This window comes from Petroclostridium sp. X23 (assembly GCF_030013905.1).
Classification (GTDB): domain Bacteria; phylum Bacillota; class Clostridia; order SK-Y3; family SK-Y3; genus X23.
Window position 1 is genome coordinate 2,845,814 of the sequence record NZ_CP124862.1, and the last position, 13,078, is coordinate 2,858,891.

A 13,078-nucleotide genomic window follows, 5' to 3' on the forward strand; every position below is an offset into this window, starting at 1 on the left:
GCTTCAAACATAAACATACTGGCATTACCCTAACTTCTAAATATAGAAAAAATCTAGACCTAAATATAATTACCCAATTCGTGAGCATACAAAACAAAAAGTGTTAATTCAATTAACACTTTTATAATATAATCTCTTAAATTTATCTATAATTTTTCTTTCTAATCTTGATATATACATTTGGGATACTCCGAGCAATTCGGCTATTTGCTTTTGAGTTCTTTTGTTATAATACCGCTGCTTTATGAATTCCTTTTCCGCCTCATTGAATTCGTTTAGACTTTTCTCTATAAAATCCCTATTCTCAATTTTAGCAAACGTAGCATCTTCTGCGCCTACAAGCTGTTCGAGTGCTGTTTCATCATCGGAATATACTGATTGCTCTAAAGACTGCACAGCGCTGGCATTGGCCGATTCTATAACTTCAAGTATCGTTTCTTCAGAAACATTAAGGTATTCTGCGATTTCTTCTACTTTAGGAATTCTACCAAGCTCTTGGGATAGTACATGCTTCGCTTGATTAACTTTTTGATATATTTCATAAATCCTTCTGGGAATTCTAATAATGTTTCCTTTGTCTCTAAAATATCTTTTAATCTCTCCAATAATAGTGGGCGTGGCAAAACTTGAAAACTTCACGCCCTTTTCCGCATCGAAGCGTTCCACAGCTTGTATTAACCCTATACATGCTACCTGATATATATCATCGAATTCTAATCCACGATTTATGAACTTTTTTGTGAGAATTTCCGCAATATATAGATACTTATTGATGATAAGCTCTCTAATCAGTTTATCTTTACTTTGATTATATGCTTCAAATAGCTGTTCCTCCGACATATGACTCAGCCTGTTTACTTCCTTTACTACTGTCATATTAATTCTCCTTTAATGATATAGACAAGGTAACGATTTCCTCATCTTCAGATGTATGTACATCTACTTCGTCTACTAGAGAATTTACAATAGAGACTCCAAATATATCATCTTCGTCAAACAATTGAAAACTATTTGGTTTTTTGCTTTCAAATTTGAAACTAACTTTAAGCTGCTTCTCAAAAATATAAAATCTAATTAGGCACCTATCAGAAATAGACTCTGCCTGTATTATAATCCTGTTACAGATCTCTGCTACCGATACCTTAATATCTTCTATTTCATCTATAGAAAAGCCCATTCCGCTGGCAATTCCTGAAACCGTAAGTCTTACAATCCGTACTATTTCAGGCAATAGAGGCACAATCAGGTCAATCTCTTTTGGACCCGAAATATCTTTGTTATACAACTGGCTCATCAACATTCACTCCTCAATGACAAATACCTTATCAAGCCCGGTAATTAGAAATAGCTTTTTAATATTGCTTTTCAAATTAACTAAAACGATGTCCTTATTGTTGTGCTTTACCTTTTTAAGTGCTCCAACCAACACTCCCAGTCCAGTGCTGTCAATATAATTCAAGTTCATACAATCCAGCTTAAGACTCTTTTCATTTTTCGTTATAATATCGTATAATTTATCTTTTAGCTCCCCTATCGTAGAAATGTCTATTTCTCCACTTAAAGCAACAATAATAACTGAATCATTTACTTCTTTCTCTGTAATTATTAAATTAGAAGCCATATTATCCCCTCCAATTATTAAATTGACAATTCTATACTATCATATATTACAAAATAAGACAATAAAAATAAAGATACGGATTAAGAAGTCCTAATTCCTTAATCCGATCTTTATTTTATCCGATATCTCTATTCTATATTTTAATCCCTCTGTTTCATTGTCGGGAACAATAGTACATCTCTTATTGAATAAGAATCTGTCAGAAGCATTACCAACCTATCAATACCAATCCCTAGTCCACCGGTAGGAGGCATCCCATACTCTAATGCATTTATAAAATCATCATCCATCATATTTGCTTCTTCATCACCGGCTTCCCTAGCTTCCACTTGTTTTACAAAACGTTCTCTTTGGTCAATAGGATCATTCAGTTCTGAGAAGGCATTTGCCATTTCTCTACGTGTAATAAAAAGTTCAAACCTTTCTGTAAGCGTAGGCGCATCCGGCTTTCTTTTTGCTAGTGGTGATACTTCTACCGGGTAATCCGTAATAAAGGTTGGCTGAACCAAATGTTCTTCTACGCATTCTTCAAAAACGGTATTGATTACTTCACCTCTTGTATGCTTGTCTTCCACATGTACCTTCAAGCTTTTTGCCGCGGCTCTGGCATCTTCATCCGTCGTTATAGCTTCAAAATCCACATTTGTATATTCTTTAATGGACTCGATCATTGTCATGCGTTTCCATGGTGGTGTTAAGTCTATTTCTTCTTCTTGATACACAATTTTAGTTGTCCCTAAAACTTCTTGTGCAACACCTGAAATCATTTGCTCGGTCAGTTCCATCATACCTTTATAGTCGGTATAAGCTTCATAAAGCTCTATCGTGGTAAACTCGGGATTATGCTTAATTGACATCCCTTCGTTTCTGAAAATCCTGCCCATTTCATATACTTTTTCCAAACCGCCAACGATCAATCTTTTTAAGTGCAGTTCAGTAGCTATTCTAAGGTACATATCAATATCTAAAGTATTGTGATGCGTAATAAAAGGTCTGGCGGCCGCACCACCCGGAATAGTATTTAGTATAGGAGTATCTACCTCTAAATATCCTCTATTGTCTAAAAACTCCCTGATAGATTTTATAATTTTACTTCTTTTAATAAATGTATCTTTTACATCGGGATTTACAATTAAGTCAACATATCTTTGACGGTATCTCAGGTCCATGTCCTTTAAACCATGCCACTTTTCAGGAAGCGGTTGCAATGACTTGGATAATAATATGATTTCCATTACCTTAATGGATATTTCACCTTTATGTGTTTTGAATACTTCTCCTTTGACACCAACAATATCGCCAATATCAAACTTCTTTACCTTGTTATATGTATCTTCCCCCACTTCATTTACCCTTATATATAACTGAATTTTTCCTTCTCTGTCCTGCAAATCACAAAAAGATGCTTTTCCCATCCCTCTTTTGGACATAAGTCTTCCTGCAATCGAGACAGACATACCTTCCATCGAATCAAAGTTTTGGATTATTTCTTCAGTGCTATGAGTTTTTCCGAAATTCACTATTTTAAAGGGGTCTTGTCCCATCTCCTGCAATTCTTTCAGTTTTTCTCTTCGGACTTTAAGGATTTCACTTAACTCCATGTCCTGATTTTGCACCGTCATTGTATAACCTCCTGTTTAACATTCTGTGGAATCTATTATATATTATATCTTTTTCTTTGTAAAATAAAAAAATAAAGAAGGAGTAAGAAATATTTATATTCTTACTCCCGCTTCAGACGTTCTTTATTTGCTGATTGATAACACTTTAAACTTAATCACGCCATCCGGAACAGCTACGTCTACGGTATTGCCTACTTTTTGACCTATTAAAGCACTTCCTACCGGAGATTCGTCAGATATTTTATAGTTGCTGGGATCTGCCTCAGTAGAGCCTACAATGGCATATTCTATTTTTTCATCAAACTCCAAATCTAAAACAGTAACCTTAGACCCGATACTAACAATGTCGGTATTTATATCTTCTTCATCTATTACCTTTGCATTTTTAAGCATATTTTCAAGCTGCACAATACGTACTTCCATCTGTGCTTGCTCATTTTTTGCCTCATCATACTCAGAGTTTTCCGATAAATCACCAAAAGCTATCGCTTGTTTAATTTTTTCAGCAACATCTTTTCTTTTGACTGTTTTCAAATATTCAAGTTCGCTCTCAAGTTTTTCAAGACCCTCAACCGTTAGTACAATCTGCTTACTACTACTCATTTTATTTCTCTCCTTTTAATATCTATTTCTTAATCTAAACATATAATAAATAATATTGCTGTCGTGTAAAACCCGAAACATAATAAAAACGACCTACAAATTTTTATGTTGATAATATATGCTATAACCATGTAATTATTCATGAAATGAATTAAGCGCTAATTTTTTTCTATTATAAACAACACTTTATATATTGTCAATAAATTGTTTACTTAATTCTCTTCAAATTTTTTGCTATTGTTTCAAATCGCTCCATGCTCACTGGTTTGCCACATGCTTTCAAAGCATTAATCTGATATCCCATCTGATAAAATACCCTTCTAATTTGTTTATAATACGCTATATCTCGGCTAGTCAATGTGTTATCTATCTTTCCTAAAATACTGCATTCCACAAGTTCTTCATGGTCTGACAACCCTAACGGCTTTATAAGCTGCTCGATTTGATCCGGCAATTTTATATCTACACTATCAATGATTATGTTATTCATTCGATATCCACTCATGTTTGATGGACTAAAAACAAATAAAATTGAATTTGGATTAAATCTATTCATTTTAACATATCTATCGAGGTCGTCCAATATATATATTATTTCAACATCATCAGTTTTGTGACTTTCTGCTGAAACATGTACGGTAAGACCACTTTCATCATATAGCTCATCCATATGCCTCTCTGCTTCTTTTGTCTGTTGCGTGACCAGAGTGATATACTTTGTATAGGATGACATCATTTCTATGAGTAGTCTTGATTTCCAACTATAAGAATATTCAAAAATCTTGACATGTGTTTCAAATAGATCGATTCCCAGGATCTTGCATATTTTCTTTACTACATCAAAAGATATCGCCATCAACAATAATCTTTCCTGCTGATTGTAAGCTTTTTTGCATTCATGTGCCCTTTCTAAGAGTCTTTCATACACTTTTAAATGCTTACTAATAAAAATCTCTTCAACTTTTTGTTTCTCAAAAAAACTGAAGATGGTTTTACATTTTTTTTCTAAGGACTCCGACTGTATAGTATCAAGCTGTTTCTCGGTAATTGGCAGCTGGGCTATTGTGATCTTTATATCTGTATCAGGGATCCTGATATCTTGGTATTCAATTTTTTTAAATTTCAAGCATATAACGTTTAGTATTGTTTCAGGTATTTTATGATATATAATATCCGGAATATACCCGTATCTATTCTTTAACTCTGGCGTAGTAGTTATTATCCCAAAATGCCCCATATAACCTCCTCCTTGCATTGATTATTGCTTAAATCACTTTCCTTTTTGCGTATTATATAAATATTATAGTTTAGTAAAAATATTACTATTTCATTTCATGATATACATTTCATATGCATAGCTATTTAATAAGCAGTATATAAAAAGGAGGCTTCTTAATGTTTATTATCAATCCTAAAATCAACTCTCATACACTAAAGTATAACCGGACAAAAGCCGTATCTTATGCACATCAGTGGGCTTTCAAACGGAATCCGCGTTATTATGATTTTGAAGATCTTGGCGGAGACTGCACAAACTTTGCGTCCCAATGTATTTTTGCGGGCAGTGAAATTATGAACTATACCCCTAATATCGGCTGGTATTATATCAATATTAATAACCGCGCTCCTGCCTGGACCGGAGTAGATTTTTTACACAGATTCCTTATTAGAAACAACGGTTCAGGCCCTTTTTCGGAAGAGGTAGATGTAAAAGATGTGCAACCGGGAGATATTGTACAACTTTCTTTTGATGAAGCTGATGATTTTAATCACTCGCCCGTTATCGTTAGCACTGGCTCTATCCCGGATATAAATAATATATTAATCGCTGCACATACCATTGATAGAGATAATTATCCCTTATCCAATTATGAGTGGGAGTATATCAGGTTTATACATATAAAAGGCATTAGAAAATAAAAGAAAAAAGTCAACAGCTTACATCTGTTGACTTTTTTCTTTTATTAACCGTTTACGCCTAGTCATCAAACCGCCGATTCTACCGGTCTCTTTTGCAGTAAGGCTTTTCCATCCCATTTGTTTCACTTTATCCAGCAGCCCTAATTCCTCTGCTATCTCAAGTTTAAGCTTTTCATCAGCTTCATTTATTTTTTTCTGTGGTTTTTTCTCCATAATCGCCCTCCTTTTGATGGTAGTTTATGGAGAAAAATAGTATTTATACATCATTTAGTGATTTAAAGTACTAGAAGAATAAAGAATATGAGGATCTTCAAATATCTCACTCATCACCAGCGCAACTGTTCCCTTTAACACAGCACTCTGATTTAATGTTGAAAATATGATATTTGTAGATGACTGTAAATACTTCATACTTCGCCAGCCTACTTCCTCCTGAATACATTTCATTACAGTTTCTCCCAACGCCGCAATTCTTCCATTGATAATAACTAAGGACGGATTAAAAGTATTAATTAGGTTCGCCACCGCCACGCCTAAATAAACGGCAGTCTCCTTAATCACCCTTAATGCGACAGGATCATTATGTAACGCAGCTTTATAGATTATTTCCGGGGAAATGCTACATAAATCTCCACTAATCCAATCACTAATGATGGTTGCTTCACCATTTTCCAAAACATCCTTTATTTTGCGCATCATAGCCTGTTCCGACGCCATTGTCTGCAAGCAGCCACAGTTGCCACAGCTGCATTTCGGACCATTCATGTCAATAGTAGTATGACCTACCTCTCCCGCACCTTCACTAGCACCACGATAAAGCTGATTATCTATCACTATACTGCCACCTATTCCATAACCTACATATATAAAAACAAAGTTCGATATATTCTTCGCCCTGCCAAACCAACTTTCACCAAGCGTCATAGTGCGAACATCATTATCCACAAAAACAGGAATATCCAGCGCATCTTCAAGAATCTGTTTGACGGGCACATTCTCCCATCCAAGGTTAGGTGCGTAAATAGATATCCCTTCCCTCGATTTCACAAGCCCATGTACGCCTACTCCCATTCCTAGTATTTTTTTATCCTTATTTCTACTCATCCAATTACTTACTATCTCCGTGATGTTCTTTAAAACAATATCACTCTCAACTATTCCGTCAATGATGAGGCTTTCCTGGTAAATGGGCTCAGAATTTAAATTTGCAACGATTATTTTCACACCCTTAGATCCTATATATACACCTACTACACAATAACCGTTAGAATTGATGCGAAGCATTACCGGCTTTCGCCCGCCGCTAGACTCTCCTCTTTCTGCTTCCAATATTAAGTTATAGCTAATTAGTTCTGCAGTAATATTGGTAACAGTAGCCGGTGTTAACCCTGTCATTTTGGCAATCTCCGCCCTAGATACAGGACCCTTTTCTCTCACCGTATTCAAAATCAGCGAAGTATTCATTTTTTTCATAAGCGAAAAACTTCCCGGTACGAGCTGCTTACCCATTTAGTTCACCCACCATTATCCACGATTATATTGCTATTTATAACGTGACTTACTTTATATAGACAGCTAAAAGCCTCCTCTACAGGAAGCTTTTAGCTGTTTTGGTCACGTGCTGCTTTGTACTATTTCAATTGCTTTTTGAAGTTGGACATCTTCTTCTTCTTTTATTTGTGCTACACTTTTTTGCAATTCATCAGGAAGTACTACTTCTACATCCGGTTGTATTCCCACACCTTGAATGGAAATCCCATTAGGGGTATAATATTTTGAAATGGTAACCTTCACTGCTGACCCGTCTCCAAGAGGAAATACTGTTTGTACCAATCCCTTTCCAAAGGTTTTGGTACCTACCAATGTTCCTTTCCTATGGTCTTTTATTGCTCCTGCCAATATCTCGGAAGCACTTGCACTTCCTCCATTAACCAACACTGCCATAGGAACGTTTGCCTGCTCTGCATCTGAGACTTCTTCACTGCGTTCCTTGTTTCGGTCTTCAGTATAAACAACCAATCCTTCCGGAACCAAACGATCCGCAATTTTTACAACTTGGTCCAACAATCCCCCCGGATTATCACGAACATCAATAATAAGACCCTTAATATTCTTTTGGTACAATTCATCCAATGCCGCATCAAAGTCTTTGCTCGTTTTTTCATCAAACATCGTAATTCTGATATACCCTATATCATTACCAATGATTTTATGTTTTACCGTCTGTAATACAATGATATCCCTTTTTATAGTAATTTCTTTGAAATCGGAAAGATTTCCTCTTACAATTGTAATCGTCACTTCCGTATTTTTTGGGCCCTTCATCATGCTTACCGCTTCATCCAGCTTATCGCCCCATACATCCTTTCCATTCACCTTTACAATCTTATCTCCCGGCAGTATACCCGCTTTTTCTCCAGGAGTATCCTCAAACGGTGCCACTACAGTAATCAGATTATCTTTCGGATCTACAGATACCACAACTCCAATCCCGGCATAACTACCATGGGTTTGTGTCATTAGGTCTTCGTACTCTTTTTTATCCATATACACAGTATATGGATCATCTACAGCAGCTGCTACGCCTGCTGCAGCTCCCTCCATTAACTTGTCATCTTCTACAGGCTCTACATAGTATTTTTTTACTATTTCTTTGACTTGATTCAACTTATTATATTGGGTCTTATCGCCATTCATGTTGAATATTCCATATAACGGCAAATTGCCTAATGCAAAATATAAAACATTTGTGCCAATAAAAGTCACAAAGATCGTTATCAAAACCAGTATCGCCCCGCCAATTAAAACTGTCCTTTTTCTAAACAATCCACTCCATCTCCTTATAATCTCTTAAAAACACATCTATAAAAATAAGTATCAAATCTTTACTTAATTATAATATTTTATACAATAAGTTATTATACCTTATTACATAAAAGAAATAAAGATTAAGATTTTTTAAAAAGAATCTCAATCTTCATATTTCAAATCTTTTTATTATTCATTATTGATAGTATTTCATGGGATTTACCGGACTTCCGTTTTCCCTCACCTCATAATGCAGATGCGGTCCGGTCGACCATCCTGTACTTCCTACTTTTGATATGGTCTGCCCTCTTTTCACTTCTTGCCCAACTTTGACCAAAAGCGTACTGTTGTGTGCATATAGCGTAGCAATACCGCCTCCATGGTCAATAATCACACACTTACCATAGCCTCCGTTCCACCCTGCTAGAATAACCTGCCCATCATTTGCAGCCTTAACAGCTGTTCCTGAAGATGCACCGATATCTACCCCGGTATGCAAGCTGTTCTTTTTCAATATCGGATGCCATCGATTACCAAAAGGAGAGGTTATATTGTAAACTCCCGGTGTCGGCCATTCCAATTTTCCCCCCGCATACTTTCTTTTATTCTGCTCTTGTAATCGCTTAATTTCTTTCTCAACTTGCTTGGATGTTTCCTCTAATGCGTCCATTTGTTTCTGATATTCTTTCTCTTCCTGGGTAAGACGCTGCATTAATTGACTTCTGGAAACCTGCTTCTGACGTAAGTCTTCTTTCACAGTAACAACACGGACTTTTATTTTTTCTCTATTTACTTTCTCTTGCTCCGCAATCTCCTTTGCTTCCGCGATCTTATCCTTTATCCCTCTTAGCTGCGCCAGAAGATTATTATCGTAATCAACAATTTCTTTTACGATTTCCAATCTGGATACAAAATCGGCAAAGCTGGCAGAATCGAACAACACTTCCAAATACGTAGCATTTCCGTCTTCATACATCGTTCTGACCCGTAGTTGGAGCATTTCAAACTGTTGCTCTGCTTCCTCGGATGCTTGTTTTAGTTCTTCTTCTTTCTGTTTTATTTTCTCTTCACTTTCGCGAAGCAATATATTAATCTGTTCCAGTTCATTCTCTGTTTTATCAATTTCCACATCTAACTGTTCCAGCTCATTAGACACACCCTTCTTCTGGGTCTGGACTGATTTCAACTCTTTTTGCGCTTTGTTCATAGCACTATTTACACTATTTAGCTTTTTCTCCAGACTGCCTAAATCTTCTGCATAAACAGGCAAGGCCACTGCAATAATAAATATACACGATATAATAATAGCTGATAACCTACGCTTTTTCCCCATCCTCTTTCTGTTCCCCCTTACGTTACATGTTATACACGCAAATATTTTCTTATAGATATGGCACTGCCTACGGCACCAATGCTAGTGCCTAAAGAAATAAAAATAATCCCCAGACCCTGCACGATATCCGAAAATTCTCTTAGCTGAAAAATATTTATACTTTGATAAAAAAGTTTTAATGTATAGTTATACCCGTATCCGACCAGCACTAAAGATGATAACGCCCCTATCATGCCGATAGCCATCCCTTCCATAATAAACGGCCAACGGATAAACCAGTCTGTTGCTCCCACAAACTTCATAATATTAATCTCTTTTCTACGTGCAAAAACCGCTAACTTGATGGTATTAGATATAATAAAGACAGCAACCAATGTTAATAACCCCATTACCCATAGACTCGCCATTTTTATAAATTCGGTGATCTTTATCAGCTTATCTACCGATTCGCGGTGATTTCTAATCTTTGCGACCCCTTGTATGGCCCCCAGTTGAGTAATGACCTCGTCTACAACTTCAATATCTTCAACATCATCTTTAAGATTAATAACAAAAGCATTCCTTAAGGGGTTATGCTTATCAAACCCTTCTAAAACATGCGCATCTTCCCCTAACTGCTCTCTGTAATTTTCCAAGGCTTGCTCTTTTGTTTCAAGAATACACTCTTTAACATGAGAAATATTTTTTATTTCCTGCTCTATTTGATCTAACCGACTTTCCGGTTCATTTTCGTCAACAAATACTTTGATCTGCCATTGCTCTTTAACCTGGCCGCCAATATAATTTAAATTAGATGTTATAAGGGCAAACATGCCGAAAATCACCAAGCTTGCCATTACTGTACTAATAGATGCCAAACTCATAATACGATTAGACCAGATACTGGCTAACCCTTCTTTTACAAAATATTCTATCGTTTTAACTTTCATAGCCGTATGCGCCTTTCTCTTCATCACGGGCAATCATACCCTTTTCCAGTGCAATAACCCGTTTTTTCATACTATTTACAATTTCTTTTGCATGGGTAGCCATTACTACCGTTGTACCTCTTTTGTTAATATCGTGTATCAATTTTACAATATCCCAAGCCGTCTCCGGATCAAGATTGCCGGTAGGTTCATCTGCAATAAGTACTGCCGGATTATTTGCCAATGCACGGGCCAAAGAAACTCTTTGCTGCTCTCCCCCTGATAATTGATGCGGATACATCTTTGCCTTATGGCTTAATCCTACCATGCTTAACAGAAAGGGAACCTGTCTCCTAATTTCTTTAGAAGAAGCTTCGACTACCTGCATTGCAAAGGAAACATTTTCATATACTGTCTTATTAGGAAGCAAACGGAAGTCTTGAAATACCACGCCAATACTTCTCCTTAAATATGGGATATCTTTTCTGGCTAGATTACATATATCAAAATCATTGATAATAATATTACCGGAAGTGGGCACTTCTTCTCTCATCAACAGCTTTATCAAAGTAGATTTCCCCGCCCCGCTGGGACCCACTACAAAAACAAACTCACCTTTATTTATGAATAGGCTAATATCATTTAGCGCCATTGTACCATTGCTGTATGTTTTGGATACATGTGTAAGTAATATCAAAATTTAACACCTTCTACTATATAATTAATCCATTTTCATTATTCTACATAACATGACAAAAATCCTTCTTATTTCCCACTTTTTTTTGTAAAAATATAGAAGTCAATTTTTGGAACTATATAGGAGGATGTGAAAAAGTGCTTGATCGGTTAGGGCAACACATAGGGACAGGGCCGCAGTCCGGCCAAAAACCAGGCCTCACAGCAGACCAGTCCCCAAGTCTTGCCCTTCTATGTGCTAAATTAGACTTTTTCACACTCTTCTATTATTGTAAGAAAAGATAGTAAATAAAAAAACCTGGGCAAATTATTTCCCAGGTGTCGTGTTAGCTCACGGTTCACAGATTATATAATTGTTTATAAAGCTATGAGCTGTGAGCATTAATATTTTTTATTGTCACGAGTTTTTATTAAATTTTAATTGGATTTGAATCCAGATATTTTTTAACCATCATAGCTACTTTGAATACGATGGCATGATCAAAAATTCTTAAATCCAATCCGGTTAATTTCTGTATCTTATCTAACCGATAGACAAGTGTATTTCTATGAACAAATAATTTACGGGATGTTTCACTAACATTTAAATTATTCTCAAAAAACTTTTTAATGGTTATGATTGTTTCTTCATCCAATGCATCAATAGATTCTTTCTTAAACACCTCTGCCAGAAACAATTCACATAAAGTAGTCGGAAGCTGGTATATTAATCTACCTATACCAAGGTTATCATAATTAATGATGTAATTCTCTGTATCAAAAACTTTACCTACTTCTAACGCAACTTGCGCCTCTTTATATGATTTTGCCAACTGCCTAATATTTCCTACCACACTGCCTATACCTACATAAAGTTTCATTAACGCCTCAGTATGAATGGTATCTACAATAGTCTTTGCAATCTTTTCTACTTCCTCTGTTTCATCCACACTTTTCACTTCTTTTATTAATACGATATTATGATCATCTATTACAAAAACAAAATCTTTAGTTTTGCCCGGAAACAAATTTTGAATAGTATCATACACATAAAGGTCATTTCCATCATAAGTACGTATCAAAAAGGCTACTCTTGGCGCGTCTATCTGTAGATGCAGTTCCTTAGCCTTCACAGCAACATCTCCCGGCAACGTGTTATCTAATATTACATTTTTTATAAATGTACCTTTATCAAACTTTTCATCATAATACTGTTTTATATTGTCTACACTGACGGCAATCAGCGAACAATACTTTTCTGCCTCGCTATCAGCTCCCGAAACATAAATAATATATTCTAACCGATTCTTTTTGATAATAGGTTTATAAGTGCGTTCGTCCAGCACAACTGTAGTATGACTGTCCTCTATCTTCTCAAGCACTTCATCCATTTGATCCCCATTTTTGACGGTATTCGAACAAGCGACCATGTATCCCGTATCATCTATAACCCCGATTTCTCTATTAATAATCTCTTTCATCTCATTCACAATATTTTGAAACAATCGATTGGACATCTTCAACACCTCCTTGTATATAGTATACAACAAATTTATAAATAAAAAAAGGAGGAAATGTATTCCATTGA

General features: G+C 35.8%; 14 protein-coding genes. 1 reads left to right on the top strand and 13 read right to left on the bottom strand.

Annotated elements, in window-relative coordinates; all coding sequences use genetic code 11:
- Positions 1–108: 108 nt before the first annotated feature.
- From QKW49_RS13480 to QKW49_RS13505, 6 genes are all read right to left on the bottom strand, one after another.
- Entirely contained in the window at positions 109–876 is a 768-nt protein-coding gene (locus tag QKW49_RS13480; protein WP_282863153.1) for a SigB/SigF/SigG family RNA polymerase sigma factor, read from the bottom strand.
- Position 877: 1 nt separating this feature from the next.
- A complete protein-coding gene (locus QKW49_RS13485) occupies positions 878–1,294 on the bottom strand; it encodes an ATP-binding protein (protein ID WP_282863156.1) in 417 nt (138 codons plus the stop codon).
- A gap of 6 nt (positions 1,295–1,300) precedes the next feature.
- Positions 1,301–1,621: an STAS domain-containing protein gene (locus QKW49_RS13490; RefSeq protein ID WP_282863157.1), complete on the bottom strand. Its 321-nt coding sequence runs from the start codon at positions 1,619–1,621 to the stop codon at positions 1,301–1,303.
- 140 nt (positions 1,622–1,761) lie between these two features.
- Entirely contained in the window at positions 1,762–3,243 is a 1,482-nt protein-coding gene (lysS, locus tag QKW49_RS13495; RefSeq protein WP_282863158.1) for a lysine--tRNA ligase, read from the bottom strand.
- Between the two features lie 123 nt (positions 3,244–3,366).
- Positions 3,367–3,846 carry a transcription elongation factor GreA gene (greA, locus tag QKW49_RS13500; protein ID WP_282863159.1) on the bottom strand — a complete coding sequence of 160 codons (480 nt, stop codon included), beginning with the start codon at positions 3,844–3,846 and terminating at the stop codon, positions 3,367–3,369.
- Positions 3,847–4,054: 208 nt separating this feature from the next.
- Positions 4,055–5,083, bottom strand: a complete 1,029-nt coding sequence (locus tag QKW49_RS13505) for a hypothetical protein (protein ID WP_282863160.1) — start codon at positions 5,081–5,083, stop codon at positions 4,055–4,057.
- A gap of 158 nt (positions 5,084–5,241) precedes the next feature.
- Between QKW49_RS13505 and QKW49_RS13510 the strand changes: the two genes are divergently transcribed.
- Complete coding sequence (locus QKW49_RS13510) at positions 5,242–5,766, top strand: amidase domain-containing protein (protein ID WP_282863162.1); 525 nt, start codon at positions 5,242–5,244, stop codon at positions 5,764–5,766.
- Positions 5,767–5,784: 18 nt separating this feature from the next.
- Here the strand turns inward: QKW49_RS13510 and QKW49_RS13515 are convergent, their stop codons facing one another.
- The 7 genes from QKW49_RS13515 to QKW49_RS13545 all read right to left on the bottom strand — a co-directional run bounded on the left by QKW49_RS13515 (position 5,785) and on the right by QKW49_RS13545 (position 13,007).
- The gene (locus QKW49_RS13515) at positions 5,785–5,979 is read right to left on the bottom strand and encodes a small, acid-soluble spore protein, alpha/beta type (protein WP_282863163.1); all 195 of its coding nucleotides are present in this window, start codon (positions 5,977–5,979) and stop codon (positions 5,785–5,787) included.
- Positions 5,980–6,033: 54 nt separating this feature from the next.
- A complete protein-coding gene (locus QKW49_RS13520) occupies positions 6,034–7,275 on the bottom strand; it encodes an ROK family transcriptional regulator (RefSeq protein WP_282863164.1) in 1,242 nt (413 codons plus the stop codon).
- A 105-nt stretch (positions 7,276–7,380) separates the two neighbouring features.
- Complete coding sequence (locus tag QKW49_RS13525; RefSeq protein ID WP_282863165.1) at positions 7,381–8,592, bottom strand: S41 family peptidase; 1,212 nt, start codon at positions 8,590–8,592, stop codon at positions 7,381–7,383.
- 178 nt (positions 8,593–8,770) lie between these two features.
- Entirely contained in the window at positions 8,771–9,907 is a 1,137-nt protein-coding gene (locus QKW49_RS13530; protein ID WP_282863167.1) for a peptidoglycan DD-metalloendopeptidase family protein, read from the bottom strand.
- 29 nt (positions 9,908–9,936) lie between these two features.
- Positions 9,937–10,860, bottom strand: coding sequence for a permease-like cell division protein FtsX (gene ftsX / locus QKW49_RS13535; protein ID WP_282868144.1), 924 nt, complete (start codon positions 10,858–10,860; stop codon positions 9,937–9,939).
- Positions 10,826–11,512, bottom strand: a complete 687-nt coding sequence (gene ftsE, locus QKW49_RS13540) for a cell division ATP-binding protein FtsE (protein WP_282863168.1) — start codon at positions 11,510–11,512, stop codon at positions 10,826–10,828. Before ftsE ends, ftsX begins: the two co-directional genes overlap by 35 nt.
- 409 nt (positions 11,513–11,921) lie before the next feature.
- On the bottom strand, positions 11,922–13,007 hold the full coding sequence (locus QKW49_RS13545) for a helix-turn-helix domain-containing protein (protein WP_282863169.1): 1,086 nt from the start codon (positions 13,005–13,007) through the stop codon (positions 11,922–11,924).
- Between the last annotated feature and the right edge of the window lie 71 nt (positions 13,008–13,078).